General features: G+C 70.0%; 11 protein-coding genes. 7 read left to right on the top strand and 4 right to left on the bottom strand.

Going from position 1 to position 18,476, the window contains the following annotated elements; translation table 11 throughout:
- Positions 1–30: 30 nt before the first annotated feature.
- Positions 31–948 (bottom strand): DUF1684 domain-containing protein, encoded by a 918-nt coding sequence (locus LXT23_RS20090; RefSeq protein ID WP_253981821.1) that lies wholly within the window; start codon positions 946–948, stop codon positions 31–33.
- A 116-nt stretch (positions 949–1,064) separates the two neighbouring features.
- Between LXT23_RS20090 and LXT23_RS20085 the strand changes: the two genes are divergently transcribed.
- The 4 genes from LXT23_RS20085 to LXT23_RS20070 all read left to right on the top strand — a co-directional run bounded on the left by LXT23_RS20085 (position 1,065) and on the right by LXT23_RS20070 (position 3,071).
- Positions 1,065–1,946: a 2-oxo acid dehydrogenase subunit E2 gene (locus LXT23_RS20085; protein WP_253981820.1), complete on the top strand. Its 882-nt coding sequence runs from the start codon at positions 1,065–1,067 to the stop codon at positions 1,944–1,946.
- A 32-nt stretch (positions 1,947–1,978) separates the two neighbouring features.
- Positions 1,979–2,206 (top strand): hypothetical protein, encoded by a 228-nt coding sequence (locus tag LXT23_RS20080; RefSeq protein WP_253981819.1) that lies wholly within the window; start codon positions 1,979–1,981, stop codon positions 2,204–2,206.
- A 96-nt stretch (positions 2,207–2,302) separates the two neighbouring features.
- Complete coding sequence (locus LXT23_RS20075) at positions 2,303–2,650, top strand: TipAS antibiotic-recognition domain-containing protein (protein ID WP_253981818.1); 348 nt, start codon at positions 2,303–2,305, stop codon at positions 2,648–2,650.
- Positions 2,637–3,071 (top strand): cyclic-phosphate processing receiver domain-containing protein, encoded by a 435-nt coding sequence (locus tag LXT23_RS20070; RefSeq protein WP_253981817.1) that lies wholly within the window; start codon positions 2,637–2,639, stop codon positions 3,069–3,071. Before LXT23_RS20075 ends, LXT23_RS20070 begins: the two co-directional genes overlap by 14 nt.
- 106 nt (positions 3,072–3,177) lie before the next feature.
- Here LXT23_RS20070 and LXT23_RS20065 read toward each other — a convergent pair whose 3' ends face one another.
- The 3 genes from LXT23_RS20065 to LXT23_RS20055 all read right to left on the bottom strand — a co-directional run bounded on the left by LXT23_RS20065 (position 3,178) and on the right by LXT23_RS20055 (position 7,663).
- A complete protein-coding gene (locus LXT23_RS20065) occupies positions 3,178–4,059 on the bottom strand; it encodes a hypothetical protein (RefSeq protein WP_253981816.1) in 882 nt (293 codons plus the stop codon).
- Positions 4,060–4,423: 364 nt separating this feature from the next.
- On the bottom strand, positions 4,424–5,200 hold the full coding sequence (locus tag LXT23_RS20060; protein WP_253981815.1) for a transglycosylase domain-containing protein: 777 nt from the start codon (positions 5,198–5,200) through the stop codon (positions 4,424–4,426).
- A gap of 54 nt (positions 5,201–5,254) precedes the next feature.
- Positions 5,255–7,663 carry a TonB-dependent receptor gene (locus LXT23_RS20055; protein ID WP_253981814.1) on the bottom strand — a complete coding sequence of 803 codons (2,409 nt, stop codon included), beginning with the start codon at positions 7,661–7,663 and terminating at the stop codon, positions 5,255–5,257.
- Between the two features lie 198 nt (positions 7,664–7,861).
- Between LXT23_RS20055 and LXT23_RS20050 the strand changes: the two genes are divergently transcribed.
- The 3 genes from LXT23_RS20050 (at position 7,862) to LXT23_RS20040 (ending at position 18,457) form a co-directional block, all read left to right on the top strand.
- Positions 7,862–8,746: a hypothetical protein gene (locus tag LXT23_RS20050; RefSeq protein ID WP_253981813.1), complete on the top strand. Its 885-nt coding sequence runs from the start codon at positions 7,862–7,864 to the stop codon at positions 8,744–8,746.
- Between the two features lie 199 nt (positions 8,747–8,945).
- The gene (locus tag LXT23_RS20045; RefSeq protein ID WP_253981812.1) at positions 8,946–16,355 is read left to right on the top strand and encodes a HAMP domain-containing protein; all 7,410 of its coding nucleotides are present in this window, start codon (positions 8,946–8,948) and stop codon (positions 16,353–16,355) included.
- 119 nt (positions 16,356–16,474) lie between these two features.
- Positions 16,475–18,457, top strand: a complete 1,983-nt coding sequence (locus LXT23_RS20040; protein ID WP_253981811.1) for a hybrid sensor histidine kinase/response regulator — start codon at positions 16,475–16,477, stop codon at positions 18,455–18,457.
- The last annotated feature ends 19 nt before the right edge of the window (positions 18,458–18,476 follow it).

The raw sequence follows: 18,476 nt of genomic DNA, 5'->3' as shown, positions 1-18,476 counted from the left end.
GCGGAGTGGGCGCTTCGGCGTGCACGTGCCTCAGTGGCCGCCGTAGGCCTTCTCGCCGGCCTCCACGCGCAGGGCCAGGCGGTTGCCGCGCGGAGGCAGCGGGCAGGTGGCGAAGCGGGTGAAGGCGCAGGGCGGGTTGTAGGCGCGGTTGAAGTCCAGCACCACGCGCCCGTCCTTCGGCATGTCGGCGTAGAGGAAGCGGCCCGCGGGGTAGGTGGCATCCCGGTTCGTCTCGTCCGCGAAGATGATGAACAGCTGCTGCGAGCCGTCCTCCACGGGCGTCAGCCGGTGCTCCTTGCCATTCACCGTGAAGACGAGCGTGCCCGGAACCTTCATGGCCTCCTCCGTCCCCAGCACGTTGGGCACCTGAATCGTGCGCGGCGTCTCAGAGGGCTCGAAGCGCGCCTCGACGCGCCACGCGGCGCTCGGCTCATAGGTGGCGATGCCGTGGAACTGCTTGCGCGCGGGCGCCTCCGTGTCCTTCACGCGCACGCCCAGCTTGTCTCCCCGGAGGATGAGCTGGAGGGTGAGGCTGCCGAGCTTCAGCACGTCCGGCGCGCCCTTCTCGTCCGACTGGAGCACGCCCCCGGTGAAGGGCTTGCCGGCGAGGGTGAAGGCGACGCCCGGGGCGGGCTGGAAGCTCGCGGTGTTCCCCTTGCGCGTGAAGGTGCCCAGCTTCGCGGGCGTGCCCTGGGGGAAGTCGAGGTCGCTCTCCGGCGCGGAGCCGGCGGTCTGCGCGCCCTCATTGAGCCAGAACAGGCCCACCAGGGTGAGCCACCCGTTCTCGGACTCGAGGCTCTTCAGGCGCTGCTCATGCCATGCGCGAGTGGAGGCGTGGACGTCTTCGGCGGCGGCGGGCTTCTGGGCAGTGGGCATCTTCGTGGGGGGCGGCTTCGCGGCCGGAGTGGCGTGGAGGGCGAGAGACAGGGCCAGTGCGAGGGGCGTCATGTCGGGTGCCTCGGAAGTGGGAGCCGCGGGTCCGGCTCCGGTGGCCCCTGTCTAACAGGCCGGCGGGCCGGGCGCAGGTGCCCGGGGGCGGCCAGGGTTGCAGGGCCGTACGCGCCGTGCGAAGCCGGGCCCGCGTGGACCTCGACCTGAAGCCAGCGCCTCCGCCCGGGGCCTTCCGCAAGCTCGCGCTGGGGACGTGGCGCTCGCCGAGGGACCCGAGCGCCTACGCGGCGCTGGAGGTGCGCATGGAGCGGGCGCTCGCGTACCTCGACGCGTACCGCGCGCGCACGGGGCGGCGCCTCACGGTGACGCACCTGGTTGCGAAGGCGGCCGCGGACGCGCTGCGCCGCTACCCGGAGATGAACGTGCTGCTGCGGTGGAACCGGCCGTGGCAGCGCAGGGACGTGGGCGTCTGCGTGCTGGTGGTGCAGCCCGGGGAGACGGGGCGGGCGGACCTGACCACGGCCACCCTCCACCGCGCGGACGAGCTGTCGCTGGGCACCTTCGTGGAGACGATGGAGTCGCGCATCGCCGACGTGCGCGCGCGCCGGGACGCCGTCATCGAGCGCGGCAAGCGCCGCTCCTACCGCATCCCCGGACTGCTGATGGGGCTGGCGCTGCGGCTGCTGTCGTTCGTCTGGTACACGCTGAATATCGACCTGCGGTGGGTGGGCATGCCGAGGGACCCGTTCGGCTCGGTGGCGGTGACGAGCCTGGGCTCGCTGGGGCTGGAGCGGGGCTACGTGGCGCTGGTGCCGTACACGCGGGTGCCGCTGCTGCTGGCTCCGGGGGCGGTGCGGCAGGTGCCGGTGGTGGAGGCGGGCGAGCTGGTGCCGGGCCGGCAGATGGCGCTCACCTGCACGTGGGATGCGCGCGTCATCGACGTGGACGGTGTTGCCCGGGTGCTGCGTCACATCGGCGCGGCGCTGGAGGACCCGGAGGGGACGTGGGGGCCTCCGCCCGGGCCCGGCTCGCCGGACGGGGCGGTAGTGGGGTAGAAAGGGGCTCGTTGCTCCTGGAGGTACCGTTCATGCCCGTGGATACCAACCGACGCGTCAGCTCCGCCCGCCCCGTGGGCCGTGCGCTGGGGGGGCAGGACCGCTACGAGAAGGAAGCCCTGGAAGGTCCCGCCGAGGGGGCGCTCGCGATGACCCGCCGTCAGCGGCTGGCCGGTGGGTCTGCCCGGACGGACGGAGAGAGCCCCTTCGCCGCGAGGCTGCGCGAGCTGGCGGGTGGGACGAAGCCGAAGGACGAGTAGCGGCACTCCCGACGTCTTGCCCCTTGAGCCTCACGCGACGTGAGGCGGTACGTAGCCTGTCCCTCCGCACTTCCGTGGGGGGACGAGGTGATGGGCATGTTCGAGAAGGACCGTGCTGCCGGGACGCGGCAGGAGTCGGAGGCTCGCGGCGAGGTGCCGGAGGAGGGGCCGCTGTTCCAGGTACTGGTCGAGTGGTCGCAGCTCATCGCGCGGCTTCGCGCGGAGCTGGACAGGGGCACCGAGCCGACGTGTGAGCGCGTCCGGGCCCTGGCCGCGCGCTGGCGCGAGCTGGTGGGGGTCCTCACCGGCAATGAGCCCTGCGTCGAGCTGTGGCTGCGGGCGAGCCACCAGCAGGCGCCGGGGGTGGCCGCGAGGCATGGCCTGGACCCGAGGCTGTTCGTCTATCTCGGCAAGGCGATGGCCAGCCTGGATGGGCCCGCGTAGCGCGTCGCGTACGCTGCCGGGTGCGACGCGGCCGTCCCGTCAGCCGGGCTTCCGGGAGGACGTCTTTGGGGCACGGCGGGGCCGCGACGTGGCGGTGCCGGAGGGAGCGGAGGCGATGAAGGTCTACCTGGATGACGAGCGCGCCACGCCCGAGGGCTGGGTGCCGGTGCGGTGGCCCGAGGAGGCCATCGGGCTGCTCGAGGGCGGGCAGGTGACGGAGCTGAGCCTGGACCACGACCTCGGGGACGATGAGCACGGCACCGGCTACGACGTGCTGCTCTGGTTGGAGGAGGCGGTGGCGACGCGGGGCTTCGTGCCGCCCCGGGTGCGGGTGCACTCGGCGAACAGCTCCGCGCGGCTGAAGATGGAGCAGGCCATTGCCCGTATCGAGCGCTTCGTCCGGGAGCGTGGGGCGGAGTAGGGCGGGTGGAAGAAAGAAAGCCTCCGGACGACCAGGAAGGTTCCAGCTCCTTCCCGGCGGCCCGGAGTGCGGTGCGCGTGGGGCGCGCTTCAGCTTCGGTTCGGAATCAGCGAGGGCGCGGGTACACCTGGAGGCGGGTCGCGTAGGTGTCGCCGTCGGCCGCGTAGTTGAAGGCCACGCGGACGGGAGTGCCCTCGGGAATCTTCTGCACGGAGATGGGCTTGTCGCCGACGAGGGCGCGCGTCCGCTTGCCGACGAGCAGCGTGTAGAGGTCACCGGTCTCCGCGTCGCGGACCTGGATGCGGTCCTTCGAGACGGCGGCCACCTGGCCCTGCATCTGGACGCTCGCGACCACGGTGTTCTCCGGGTCCACCGTGGGGGTGGACGCCGCCGCGCCGGAGCCGCCCGTGCCCGAGCCGCCGGTGGCGGTGCCGCCGCGCCTCAGCGTGTCCACTTCCTGCTGGAGCCGCTGGACCTGGGCGCGGAGCTGGACCACCTCCTGGGAGACGTCGCCGGAAGGAACGTTCATTCCACCCGCCGTTCCCGAGCCGGCGGCGTTCGCGCTCCCTCCGCCCGTCCCCCCGCCACCGGTGGTGCCACCGCCCGTGCCAGTCGCGCCCGCGCCGCCCGTGCCGGTGGTGCCCGTCGTACCCGAGCCGCCCGTTCCACCCGTGCCGGTGTCCGCGGCGTCCGTGGTGCCGGTGCCCGTCGTTCCACCGCCACCCGTGCCGGTGCCGCCGACATCAGAGCCGCCCGTGCCAGCGCCTGTCGTTCCCGTGCCGCTTCCAGCTCCACCGGTACCGCCGGCAGTGCCTCCGCCCTGTCCGCCGCCACCCGTGCCGGTTCCCTGTGCACCGTCACCCGTGCCGCCGATGGTCGTACCCGACTGCGTGCCTGTGCCACCCTGGGTTCCCGTCGCGGCCCCCGAGTTGGTCCCCGTCGTCGAGCCTCCCGTGGTGCCCGTCGTTCCCTGAGGCGCGGGAGACACGCTCCCGGGAGAGAAGGTACCGGGGGCCTGAGACGTTCCGGCCCCGCCAGCGCCCGCCGTCCCCGCTCCACCCGTGCCGCCCTGGGGGCCAGTGGCACCGCCGCTCGTGGCTCCTCCCGCGGCCGCGCCTCCGCCTGAACCGCCGCCTGCTGATTGAGCGAGTCCCGCGGAGGACAGCAAGAAGCTGAAGGTCAGGGCTGCAGCAGTAAGCGCGCGTCGCATGGTGAGAGTTCCTTTCCCTTCCCACCGCAAAGGTGAGGTGCAGGGGCAGGGCGACAAGCGCGAGAACACGATGACAGGCGGAAGGACGGCAGCCCGGCAGGTCCCCGAGGCAGGGGAGTTGAAGCGGCGGCCGGCCCAGGCCTCAGCCTTCCGGCGCGGCCTTCATGCCGCTCCCATTCCGTTCCGGGCAGGGGGCCCAGTGCGCGGGCCGAACAATGAGGCCGAGCGGAGCCTGGAGTGCCGCTTCCGTCTCCCCCAGGGAGAGTCCCCCCGCTTCCCGCAGGCGCTTCAGCAACACGTCTCGCCTCGCGCGGATGCGCTCCGGAAAGCACCACGGGTCCCTCCAACGGCCGGGGGCATCACCCACCGCGAGGAGCACGGCCATGCCCCCCGCATCGAGCTCCGCCCACTCTCTTCCGAGCAGCACCCGCGCACCCGCTCTCATGCCGAAGAGGCCATGGCCGAGAGACCTGTGCTCGGCCTCGAATGCAAGCAGCTCCTCCGCGCTCCAATGGCGGGTGAGCCAGAGGGTCAGGGCCAGGCGCTCGAATGTTCTCGGGAACCTGCCACCCGCCTCACGCAGTTGAGAGGACCACTCGCTCGCGACCTCCTGGGCAATGCCGAGCCCCGCGGGCATCACGACCTGAGACGGCTTTTGTCCGAGCAGCCCGACTCTCACCAACACGAAGGCGACGTTCCAGGGCCAGACGGGCTCCACGCGAGGCGTCGCCGTGCGCTCACTCGAGGCCCACCGCATGCGCCCATACAACGCGGGCATGACGCGGGTTTCAGGAGGACGAGGCAGCTCCGGCACCCGTGCGAGCATGACGCGGTAGAAACCCTCCAGCGTGGCCAGGACGCCCACGAAGCCGAGGCCCAGCAGACACACCCACCACTTCAGGAGCCGTCTCCAGCGCATGGCCCCAGGCGCTCTGCAGACTCCGCGCCAGCATCGCTCCAGCCCGGCGATTCCTCAGAACACGTACCGCACGCCGAGCCGCACCTCCCTCGGCGCCTGGTACTGCACGGGCAGGAGCTCCGTGCCCTCGGCGGTAGCCCGCTCCTCCACGCGCGTCGCCGCCTGCGAGCCCAGCACGTTGAAGACCTCCAGGTCGAAGGACATCCGCGCCTCCCGGGTGAGCCGGTAGTCCACGCCCACCCGGGCATCGACCAGGTGCACCCACGGCGTGCGAGCCTCCGTCCCCGCCACGGGCAGGCCCGAAGCCCCCACGTACGCCACGCCCACCCGGGCCGAGTACGCGTGGAGGAAGTAGAACTCCCGTGCGCCAAACGCCTTGATGACATGCGTCCGGTCCTGCGCGAGCCGCCTCCGCCCGCCCAGGTCCTCGACAGGAACCGCATCCTCCAGGAGACCCGGCACCACCGGCCCCGCCACCGTGGAGAACGGCCCGTCGAAGTTGCCCCGCAGCCGCGAGCGCGTGTAGCTGACCTCCGCCATCCACTGCTCCCAGTAGGTCTGCCTCAGCGACACGGTCACCGCGTCGTAGTCGCGCTCCGGCCGCGCCAGCCCCGCCGCGAGCCCCGAGCCCGGGTTGCCCAGCAGCGTCCCGCTCCCGTCCGCGTTTCGCAGCAGCACGGCCGCGGAGTCCAGCTCGCGGTGCGTATAGGTCGCGCTCGCGACGAGGTAGTGCCGGAGGACCTCGGACTCGAGGCCCGCGACGAACTCACTGGACGTCGTCGGCGCCAGGTCCGGGTCCACCGCCACCTCGCCCGCCTGGAAGGAGCGTTCCTTCAGCCCCAGCGGCACCAGGCCCGAGGACTTCGCGTAGTTCGCGAACACCCGCGCAAGTCGCCAGGGCATCACGACCACGCCCACGCGCGGAGAGAGCTGGTGCACCGCGACGTTCGACGCCCCTCTCGCGCCACCCGCCAGGAGCTGCACGTCATGCCGGACACCGGCATTCACCGTGAGCCATGGCGAGAGCTGCCACGAGTCCTGCACGAAGCTCCCGATGACCGGACTGGTCGTCCGCGACGTCAGCACACCCGCCCCGGGCTCCACCCGCCGCCGCTCGTAGGAGAGCAGCTCCGTGTCCACACCCGCCGCGAGGACGTGGGTTCCCAGGCCTTTCGTCAGGACGGTGGCCCGGACGCTGGCCTGCTGGCGCCCCACCTCGCGAAAGGGTGTCTCTGCCTCGCCACCCTCCACGGGGACGAGCGAGTCGCGCCGCCGCAGCCAGCCGGCGTTGACGTCCACCAGCAGCCGCTTGTCCAGGAACGCACCGCGATACTGGAGGCCCGTCATCACGCTGTCACTGTCGAGCGTCCGAGGCCCCAGGCCCAGGTCGACTCCTCGCGACGTCGTGGGCATGGCGAGCAGCGACAGCGTCACGTTGTGGTCCTGGTGCGGGAGGTACGTCAGCCGGCCCAGGGCCTGCACACCGCGCTGGTCGGCGAAGACGGTTCGCGAGCTCCCTGCCTCCGTGAACTTCACGCGACTCAACGTCGGAACGACGCCCGCGAAGAACCAGAGCCGGTCCATCTTGAGCCGTCCGCCCAGGGTGGCGCCGAAGTCCCCCAGGTTTCCGAGCGCACGGGTGCCCGCGCCCTCCGGCAGGGAAGCGCGGCCCCCCTCCAGCCGGCCCGGGGCCCAGGTCGCGAAGACGGAGCCGTGGAGCTCATTGGAGCCCTCGCGCATCAGCGTGTCGATGACGCCCCCGGTGGCACGGCCGGACTCCGGCATGGCGCCACCGGAATGGAAGGTGACGTCCTGGAAGAGCTCGGCGCTCAGGGGAAGGGCGTCGAGTCCGGTCGCGGCATCCGTGGTGGAGAGCCCGTTCAGCGTGTACCGGTTCTCGAAGACGCTCGCGCCGTGGATGGAGAGTCCCCGCTCGTCGCCCATGATGCGCGGGCCCAGCTCCGCGAAGCCGTCCGCCGCGCGCACCGCGCCCGTCCTCCCCAGCGGCCGGCTCAGCGGGAGGCTGTGGGGGAGCTGCCAGTCGGGCCGCAGCACCGTGGAGGTGCTGCTGGTGTCGACCGGCGGCCCTCCACCGCCACAGAGAGGAATCCATTCCGCCCCGGTATCGACCGCGAGCCGGACGTCGACGCGCAGGGAGTGCCCCTTCCTCAGGACGACGTCGGACCGTGCGTAGGGCCTGTAGCCCTCCTTCTCGAAGCGGAGCGTGTAGGTCCCCAGGATGGGCCGCGGGAGGAGGTACACCCCCTGGTCGTCCGTCACCACCGTCAGCTCGCCCTGGAGCGAGGGCGGGTCCTGCCACGCCGACACGACGACACCGGGAAGGGGCTGCTGGCGCTGTGCATCCCTCACCGTCCCGGTGATGAAGCTGCCGGCCCGGGCCTCGGCTCCAGCAGCCAGCACCACGGCCAGGACGACTCCGACGAAGGGGCGCACCCCGCTCATCCGCACGTAGACAGCTCCTTCCATCTGGCAAGGAGCATGGCACGCCTCCGCTCCCTTCCATCCCGGTGCTTGCTGCCTGCAACGACTCCCGCTGGAAGCAACCAGCCGAGCGTGCTCGGCCCGTAGGCCATGCCCGGCTCGCAGGAGCCTTCGCGCCCGTTCTGTGCTGTCCTGGGAAGGCCGCAGCGAGGAGCCGCCGTGAGTGGACGGGAGAGCCCGGTGACCGGAGGCAGGAAGGGGGCACGCGCGGCCGCGAGGCAGGTGCGCGCCCTCGGCGCCCGTCCCTGGCCGCTCACCATCGCCATCGCCGTCGCGCTCGGCCTGCTCGTCTACGTGACGACCACCAGCCTGCCCTACCTCATCTCCTCGCCCACCGCGGACCCGCACTTCGGCGCCCTCAACGACTGCCTCACCCGCGCGCTGCCGGCCCCCAGGTTGGGCTGGGCCGTCTCCCCGGATGCCTCCCGGGTGGCCGTGTATGGCCCCCAGGCCGTGGCGCTCTGCGAGCGCGGCGGGGGCTCGCGGCGCCTGGACGTGGTCGGCACCCTGGCGGCCACCTTCGGAGGAGACAACCGCCTGTGGGTCTCCGCGGGGGGCCGGCTGCTGCGAGAGGAGCAGGGGGCCCTGCGTCCGGTCGGCGACTTCGCGCCCGTGTCCCTGGCCGGGCACGCGAGCGGAGTCCTGGCGCTGGACGAGGCCGGGCAGCTCGTCTCCGTCTCCCCGGAGGGCGGGGTGCTGGGGCAGGTGTCGCTCCCCTGGCCGGGGGGGAGGCTGTCGGTGGGGGCGGCGGGTGCCTTCGCCGCCGTGCTCTCCGAAGGCGCCCTGCGCCTCTACGACGCCCGCACGCTCGCCCCCATGGAGACCCAGGCGCCGTGTGCCGTGGAGAGCGTGTGGTGGCTCGACGTGCCGGAGCGGCTGTTGATCGGCTGTGCCCCCAGCGGTCCTGCCTACACCCTGGACGTGCGTGCAGGCACCCAGGCGCCCGCGGGAAGCCGTCCGGCGACGCCTGCCCGCCGGCTCCTCGGTCGGGCCCTCTATGTCCAGGGCTGCGATGGTTTTCCGTGCACGGCTCCGGCGCCCTGAGATGTTGGTAATGGGCTCGGCACCCCACGTTTTCACGGGCCGTCCGAGCGCGTGAACCACACGGTTCACTAGTAGACGAACAGGCCCCGTGGCTGCCGGCTTGGAATCGACAAGTCCGCGAACTCCCTGGAGATTCGCACCGCCCGGGCGCCGCTCAGAGCACTGCTGAAGCGTTCATCCCGATCAGAGGTTTTCACGCGTGGACGACACCAAGGTTCCCAACCCCAACGGCAATGGCCGCAAGCGCACCCCTCGGAAGACGGCCGAGGACGGTGCCTCCCGCACGGAAGCGCCCTCCAGCGCCAGCCCGGCGCGAGAGAATGTGGCGGCCAACCGCCTGCGCGGCGAGCGGGGGCGCGCCCGTGCGTCGGAAGAGGCCCCTCCTCCCCCCGTGGAGAATGGCCGGGGCGGTGGCTCGCGCGCGCCGGTGACGGGGGCTCGCGTGCGCGGCGGCCATCCGATGCAGCCGCTGCTCTCCGCGCTCAAGGCGGTGCAGGGCGGTGACTTCTCCGTCCGGCTGCCGGGTGGCACCTCCGACGTGGTGATGGAGGAGATTGCCCGCGCTTTCAACGCGGTGGTGACGCTCAACTCCGCGATGACGCAGGAGATGGTCCGCGTGGAGCGCGTCGTCGGCCGCGAGGGCCGCATGGGCGAGCGCGTGTCGCTGGGCGACGTGAAGGGCGACTGGGCCACCAGCCTCAACTCCATCAACGCCCTCATCGGCGACCTGGTGCAGCCCACCACGGAAGTCGCGCGCGTGCTGGTGGCGGTGGCCGAGGGCGACCTCACCCAGAAGATGGCCCTCGAAATCGACGGCCAGCCGGTCAAGGGCGAGTTCCTCCGCATCGGCACCACCGTGAACGCGATGGTGGATCAGCTCAACTCGTTCGCCGCCGAAGTGACGCGCGTCGCGAAGGAGGTCGGCAGCGACGGCAAGCTGGGCGGTCAGGCCGACGTGAAGGGCGTGTCCGGCGTCTGGAAGGACCTCACGGACAACGTGAACCTGATGGCCAACAACCTCACGGCCCAGGTGCGTAACATCGCCGAGGTGTCCACGGCCGTCGCCAATGGCGACCTGTCGAAGAAGATTACGGTCGACGCCCGCGGCGAGATGCTCGAGCTGAAGAGCACCATCAACACGATGGTGGACCAGCTCAACGGCTTCGCCTCGGAAGTGACCCGCGTGGCCCGCGAGGTGGGCACCGAAGGAAAGCTGGGCGGTCAGGCCGCGGTGCCCGGTGTGTCCGGCACGTGGAAGGACCTCACCGACAACGTGAACTTCATGGCGTCCAACCTGACCACCCAGGTGCGCGGCATCGTGAAGGTGGTGACGGCGGTCGCCAACGGAGACCTCACCCAGAAGCTGATGGTCCCGTCGCAGGGCGAGATTGCCGCCCTGGGCGCCACGCTGAACAACATGACGGACACGCTCAACGTGTTCGCGCAGCAGGTGACCAGCGTCGCGCGCACGGTGGGTGTCGAGGGCAAGCTGGGCGCCCAGGCCCAGGTGCCCGGCGCCGCCGGCACGTGGAAGGACCTCACCGACAACGTGAACCTGATGGCCAACAACCTCACGGCCCAGGTGCGAAACATCGCGGAAGTCACCACCGCCGTCGCCAAGGGTGACCTGTCCAAGAAGATCACCGTGGACGTGAAGGGCGAGGTGCTCGAGCTGAAGGACACCATCAACACGATGGTGGACCAGCTGCGCGCCTTCGCCTCGGAAGTCACGCGTATGGCCCGCGAGGTGGGCACCGAGGGCAAGCTGGGCGGTCAGGCCGACGTGAAGGGCGTCGCCGGCGTCTGGAAGGACCTCACCGACAACGTGAACAGCATGGCCTCCAACCTCACCACGCAGGTGCGAAACATCGCGCTGGTGACGACCTCGGTGGCCAACGGTGACCTGTCCAAGAAGATCACCGTCGACGCTCGCGGCGAGATTCTGGAGCTGAAGAACACCATCAACACGATGGTGGACCAGCTGAACTCGTTCGCCTCGGAAGTGACGCGCGTCGCGCGCGAGGTCGGTACGCACGGCAAGCTGGGCGGACAGGCCGAGGTGAAGGGCGTGTCCGGCACGTGGAAGGACCTGACGGACAACGTGAACGTGATGGCCGTCAACCTCACCACCCAGGTGCGCGGCATCGCCAAGGTGGTGACGGCCGTCGCGAATGGTGACCTGACCCAGCGCCTGAAGATGGAGGCCAAGGGCGAGGTGGCCGAGCTGGCCGACACCATCAACGCCATGACGCAGACGCTGTCCATCTTCGCCCAGCAGGTGACGGACGTCGCCCGCACGGTGGGCGTGGAAGGCAAGCTGGGCGCCCAGGCGGTGGTGCCCGGAGTGGCCGGTACGTGGAAGGACCTCACGAACAACGTGAACCTGCTCGCGAACAACCTGACCGACCAGGTCCGTAACATCGCCGAGGTGACGACGGCCGTCGCGAAGGGCGACCTGTCGCGCAAGATTACCGTCGACGCGAAGGGCGAGGTGCTCGAGCTGAAGAACACCATCAACACGATGGTGGACCAGCTCCGCGCGTTCGCTTCGGAAGTGACGCGCGTCGCGAAGGAAGTCGGTACGGAAGGGAAGCTCGGGGGTCAGGCCGACGTGAAGGGCGTGTCCGGCGTCTGGAAGGACCTCACGGACAACGTGAACTTCATGGCGTCCAACCTCACCAGCCAGGTGCGCGGCATCGTGCGCGTGGTGACGGCGGTCGCCAACGGTGACCTGAGCCAGAAGCTGACGATGGAGGCGAAGGGCGAGATTGCCGCCCTCGCGGACACCATCAACGCCATGACGCAGACGCTGTCCATCTTCGCCCAGCAGGTGACGGACGTCGCCCGCACGGTGGGTGTCGAGGGCAAGCTGGGCGCCCAGGCCGAGGTGCCGGGCGTCGCGGGCACGTGGAAGGACCTCACGAACAACGTGAACCTGCTCGCGAACAACCTCACCGCGCAGGTGCGAAACATCGCGGAAGTCACCACGGCCGTCGCCAATGGTGACCTGTCGAAGAAGATCACGGTCGACGCCAAGGGCGAGGTGCTGGAGCTCAAGAGCACCATCAACACGATGGTGGACCAGCTCCGCGCCTTCGCCGCCGAGGTGACTCGCGTCGCCAAGGAGGTCGGTACCGAGGGCCGCCTGGGTGGCCAGGCCGACGTGAAGGGCGTGTCCGGCGTCTGGAAGGACCTCACCGACAACGTGAACGTCCTCGCCGGCAACCTGACGGACCAGGTGCGTAACATCGCCAAGGTCACGACGGCGGTCGCCAACGGCGACCTGTCGCAGAAGATCACCGTGTCCGTGAAGGGCGAGGTGCTCGAGCTGAAGAACACCATCAACACGATGGTGGACCAGCTGCGGGGCTTCGCTTCGGAAGTGACGCGCGTCGCGAAGGAGGTCGGTACCGAGGGCAAGCTGGGCGGCCAGGCTGCGGTGCCCGGAGTCGCAGGCGTCTGGAAGGACCTCACCGACAACGTGAACGTCCTCGCCGGCAACCTGACGGACCAGGTGCGAAACATCGCCAAGGTCACGACGGCCGTCGCCAACGGCGACCTGTCGCAGAAGATCTCCGTCGAGGCTCGCGGCGAAATCCTCGAGCTGAAGAGCACCATCAACACGATGGTGGACCAGCTCCGCGCCTTCGCCGCCGAGGTGACGCGCGTCGCGAAGGAAGTGGGTACGGACGGCAAGCTGGGGGGGCAGGCCGCGGTGCCGGGTGTCGCCGGCACGTGGAAGGACCTCACGGACAACGTGAACAGCATGGCGTCCAACCTCACCGCGCAGGTGCGAAACATCGCGCTGGTGACGACGGCGGTCGCCAATGGTGACCTGTCCAAGAAGATTACGGTCGACGCGAAGGGCGAGATTCTCGAGCTGAAGGACACCATCAACATCATGGTGGACCAGCTGAACTCGTTCGCCTCCGAGGTGACTCGCGTCGCTCGCGAGGTCGGTACGGAAGGAAAGCTGGGCGGTCAGGCGGAAGTGCGCGGCGTGTCCGGCGTCTGGAAGGACCTGACGGACAACGTGAACTTCATGGCCCGCAACCTCACCACGCAGGTGCGCGGCATCGTCAAGGTCGTGACGGCCGTCGCCAACGGCGACCTGAAGCAGAAGCTCGTCGTGGAGGCGAAGGGCGAGGTGGCCGCGCTGGCGGAGACCATCAACAACATGACGGACACGCTGGGCACCTTCGCCGAGCAGGTGTCCACGGTGGCCCGTGAAGTCGGTGTCGAAGGGAAGCTGGGGGGGCAGGCCCGTGTGCCCGGTGTCGCCGGCACGTGGAAGGACCTGACGGACAACGTGAACTTCATGGCGTCCAACCTCACCACGCAGGTGCGCGGCATCGTGCGCGTGGTGACGGCGGTCGCCAACGGTGACCTCACCCAGAAGCTCATCGTCGACGCGAAGGGCGAGGTCGCCGCACTGGCGGAGACCATCAACAACATGACGGACACGCTGGGCACCTTCGCCGAGCAGGTGTCCACCGTGGCCCGCGAGGTGGGTATCGAAGGAAAGCTGGGCGGCCAGGCCCGCGTGCCCGGTGCGCGCGGCACGTGGCGGCAGCTGACCGACAACGTGAACCAGCTCGCCGGCACCCTGACGAGCCAGCTGCGCGCCATCTCCGACGTCGCCACCGCGGTGACGAAGGGCGATTTGACCCGCAGCATCACCGTCGTCGCCGAGGGCGAAGTGGCGGCGCTGAAGGACAACATCAACCAGATGATCGTCAACCTGCGTGAGACCACGCAGAAGAACCAGGAGCAGGACTGGCTCAAGACGAACCTGGCGAAGTTCTCCGGCATGATGCAGGGCCAGAAGAGCCTGGACGCCGTCAGCCGCCTCATCATGAGCGAGCTGACGCCGCTGGTCTCCGCGCACCACGGCGCCTTCTTCCTCGTGGACACCGAGTCCGGCACGCCGCTGCTCAAGCTCACCAGCACCTACGCGTACCGGGAGCGCAAGCACATCGCCAACCGGTTCCGGCTGGGCGAGGGGCTCGTCGGTCAGGCCGCGCTGGAGCGGAAGACCATCCTGCTCACCAAGGTGCCCTCGGACTACATCACCATCTCCTCGGGCCTGGGTGAGTCCGCGCCGCTCAACATCATCGTCCTGCCCGTCCTCTTCGAGGGCGAGGTCAAGGCGGTCATCGAGCTGGCGTCCTTCCACCCGTTCAGCGCCATCCACCAGATCTTCCTGGACCAGCTCACCGAGAGCATCGGCGTCGTGCTGAACATGATCATCGCCAACATGCGCACGGAGCAGCTGCTGCTCCAGTCGCAGGGCCTGACGCAGGAGCTCCAGAGCCAGTCCAAGGAGCTCACCCAGCAGCAGGACGCGCTCAAGCGCTCCAACATCGAGCTGGAGGAGAAGGCGAAGCTGCTCGAGGAGCAGAACCGCCGCGTCGAGGAGAAGAACAACGAGGTGGAGCGCGCCCGGGTCAGCCTGGAGGAGAAGGCGGAGCAGCTCACCGTCATCTCCAAGTACAAGAGCGAGTTCCTGGCCAACATGAGCCACGAGCTGCGCACGCCGCTCAACTCGCTGCTCATCCTCGCCAAGCTCCTGGCGGACAACAAGGACGGCAACCTCAGCAACAAGCAGGTCGAGTACGCCAACACCATCTACGCGTCCGGCGGAGACCTGCTCAGCCTCATCAACGAAATCCTCGACCTGTCCAAGGTGGAGGCCGGGAAGATGCAGGTGGAGCCGCGGGACATCGTCCTGTCGGAGCTCAACCAGTTCATCGACCGCAGCTTCCGTCCGGTGGCGGACCAGAAGGGGCTGGCCTTCACGGTGGAGGTGGCGCCGGGCTCACCGCGCCACATCCGCACGGACCCGCAGCGCCTGCAGCAGGTGCTGAAGAACCTCCTGTCCAACGCCTTCAAGTTCACCGACGAGGGCAGCGTCCGGATGAAGGTGGCGCTGGCGGACCGCGCGGTGCGCTTCGACCACGAGGTGCTCAAGCGCTCGCGGCACGTGCTGGCCTTCTCCGTCACGGACACGGGCATCGGCATCGCCAAGGACAAGCAGCGCCTCATCTTCGAGGCGTTCCAGCAGGCGGACGGCTCCACCGCGCGCAAGTACGGCGGCACCGGCCTGGGCCTGTCCATCAGCCGCGAAATCGCCAAGCTGCTGGGCGGCGAAATCCACGTGCAGTCCGAGCCCAAGAAGGGCAGCACCTTCACGCTGTACCTGCCGCCCGAGTACGTGGGGCCGGAGGACGACGGCCTGCCGCCCCTGTCGGGGCCCAGCGAGCCGATGCCCCGCCCGCCTCCCGTGCCGGACCTGACGGCCGCCGTCCCGGCGCCGCTCACGCCCGTCGGGGCGGAGAGCAGCCACGTGCTGGACGCGGCACTGCCTCCGCCCGTGGAGTCGATGCTCGGCCCCGTCTCGGTGGAGGACGACCGCGAGCATATCCGCGAGGGGGACCGCGTCCTGCTCATCATCGAGGACGACGTGAAGTTCGCCCGCATCATGGTGCAGATGGCGCGGGAGAAGGGCTTCAAGGCCCTGGTGGCCACCCGCGGTGACACCGGCCTGTCCATGGCCAACGAGTACCAGCCGCACGCCATTACGTTGGACATCCAGCTGCCCGTCGTGGACGGCTGGAGCGTGCTGGACCGCCTCAAGCGCAACCCGCGCACCCGCCACATCCCGGTGCACGTCATCAGCGTCATGGACAAGCACCAGGGCAACTCGCAGGGCGCGTTCGGCTACCTCACCAAGCCCGTCAGCAAGGAGGGCCTGGAGCGCGTCTTCAACCAGCTGGCCAGCTTCCTGGAGCGCAAGGAGCGCCGGCTGCTGCTGGTGGAGGACGACGACGTCCAGCGCGAGAGCCTGGTGAAGCTGCTCGCCGACGGCGGCGACGTGGCCGTCACGGCCGTGGCCACCGGTGAAGATGTCCTCAAGAAGCTGGAGACGAACGAGTACGACTGCCTCGTCATCGACCTGCTGCTGCCCGACACCGACGGCATCAAGCTGGTGGAGGAGGTCAAGACGCAGCAGCGCTTCCGGGATTTGCCCATCGTCGTCTACACGGGCAAGGAGCTCACGGCGAAGGACGAGGCGCGGCTGCGGCGCTACACCGGCAGCGTCATCCTCAAGAGCGGGACGAAGAGTCCGGAGCTGCTCCTGAGCGACACGGCCCTGTTCCTCCACCGGCTGGACCAGAACCTGCCTCCGCGCGCCCGGGCCGCCCTGGCCCAGCGCAACGAGAAGGACAACGAGCTGGCGTCCAGGAAGGTGCTCGTCGTCGACGACGACATGCGCAACATCTTCGCCCTCACCAGCGTGCTGGAGAACCACGGCATGCAGGTGGTCTTCGCGGAGAACGGCCGCGCGGCCATCGAGATGCTGGAGCAGCACCGTGACGTGGACATCGTCCTGATGGACGTCATGATGCCGGAGATGGACGGCTATGAGACCATGCGTGCGATTCGCAAGGACCTCAAGTACGCCAGCCTCCCCATCATCGCCGTCACCGCCAAGGCGCTGAAGGACGACCGCGAGAAGTGCATGGCCGCCGGGGCGAGCGACTACCTGCCCAAGCCGGTGGACACCGACAAGCTGCTGGAGCTCATCCGCCTCTGGGTGACGACCTGACGGCTTGAGTGATGGCTAGCACACGACAGCGCTCCGCCGGGCTTGGGCCCGGCGGGGCCTGCGCCTAGCCTCTGCGACCAGTCAATGATGCGCCCGGGGCACCCTTTCATCCCACCTCCATGACGCCTAGCGAACACATCCCCGCCGAACGCCCCCAGGAGGGACAGGCACGTCCCCGGGCGAGCATCCTGATGGTGGATGACCACCCGTCCAACCTGCTGGCGCTGGAGGCCATCCTCGAGCCGCTGGGGCAGGAGCTGGTGAAGGCCACCAGCGGTGAAGAGGCGCTCAAGTTCCTGCTGCAGCGCGACTTCGCCGTCATCCTGATGGACGTGCAGATGCCCGGGCTGGATGGCTTCCAGACGGCCACCCTCATCAAGCAGCGCGAGCGCACCCGCACCATCCCCATCATCTTCCTCACCGCGCTCAGCCGCGACGCGGCCCACGTCTTCAAGGGCTACGCGCACGGCGCGGTGGACTACCTGCTCAAGCCGTTCGACCCGGAAATCCTCCGCTCCAAGGTCAGCGTCTTCGTGGACCTGTTCCTCAAGGAGCAGCAGATTCAGCGGCAGGCGTCCCTGCTGCGCCAGAGGGACCGCGAGGCGCTGGAGCGGCAGAGCGAGCTGCGCTACCGGCGGCTCACCGAGTCGCTGCCCGAGGTGATGTGGGCGGCGCGGGCGGACGGCAGCTTCACCTACGCCAACCGCGCGGCGCGCGACTACACCGGCATCCAGGAGGAGCAGCCGCTGTCGCTCGGCACCTTCCTGGAGTTCGTCCACCCGGCGGACCGCGAGGCCATGCGCAGCGCGTGGGAGCAGGCCATCCGCGGGGGCCACCGCGTGGAGCGCGAGTTCCGCCTGCGGCGCTTCGACGGCGTGTACCGCTGGCACCTGGCGCGCGCGGTGCCGGAGAAGGACGAGGCCTCGGGGCTGGCGGGCTGGATTGCCGTGGCCACGGACATCGACGACAAGCGCCGGGCCGAGGAGGCCCTGGGGCGCTTCAAGACGACGCTGGACGCCACGCTGGACTGCGTCCTCATGTTCTCCCCGGACTCGCTGACGCTCACCTACGCCAACGCGGGCGCGGCCAAGCAGCTGGCCGGCGCCGTGGACGAGCTGGTGGGGCTGTCCGTGCTGGAAGTGGAGAGCGCCTTCGACGAGGCGGGCTTCCGCAAGCTGCTGGCCCCGCTCGTCAGCGGCACGCTGCCGAGCCAGACGTACTCCACCACCCACCGCCGCCGGGACGGCACCGAGGTGCCGGTGGAGGTGGTGCTCCAGTTCGTGTCCGCCGACGAGGGCCCGGGCCGCTTCATCTCCGTGGCCCGCGACATCACCGAGCGCCAGCGCGCGGAGACGGCGCTGCGGCTGGCCAGCGAGGCCAAGGACGCCTTCCTCGCCGCGGCCAGCCACGAGCTGCGCACCCCGCTGGCGGCGGCCAAGGGCCACGCGCACCTGGCGCTGCTCAAGCTGGGCGGCGAGACGGAGGCCGGGCCGGGCAAGTCGCTGAAGATCATCAACCGGCAGATAGACCGCATGGCCAAGCTGGTGGAGGACCTGCTGGACATCAGCCGCCTCCAGGCCGGGCGCCTGTCGCTGGAGCTGGAGCGCTTCGACCTGTCGCACCTGGTGCACGAGACGCGGGACCGCATGGCGGTGCTGTCGCAGGGGCACGAAATCCAGGTGGAGGCCCCGGAGCAGCTCGAGGGCACGTGGGACCGGGGGCGCCTGGACCAGGTGCTGACCAACCTCCTGTCCAACGCCATCCGGTACTCGCCGGAGGGCGGGCCGGTGCTGGTGCGGCTGTCCGGCGAGGGCGAGGAGGGCGTGCACCTGGCGGTGAAGGACCGCGGCGTGGGCATCCCCAAGGACAAGCAGGGGCTCATCTTCGAGCGCTTCGGCCGCGCGCACGGCAGCAAGTACGGCGGCCTGGGCCTGGGGCTCACCATCAGCCAGGGCATCGTCGAGCAGCACGGCGGCCGCATCTGGGTGGAGTCGGTGGGCGCGCCGGGCGAGGGCTCCACGTTCCACGTGTGGCTGCCGCGCGAGACGGTGGGGCAGCTGGGCACCGTGCACCAGGCGCCCGGCACCCGCACCGCGAGCTGAGGTCAGCGCGACTTGGCAG

It is taken from the genome of Pyxidicoccus xibeiensis (assembly GCF_024198175.1).
In the GTDB taxonomy this organism is placed as follows: Bacteria; Myxococcota; Myxococcia; order Myxococcales; family Myxococcaceae; genus Myxococcus; species Myxococcus xibeiensis.
Note: the sequence above shows the minus strand (reverse complement) of the source record. Positions and strands in the feature narration are given on the sequence as shown.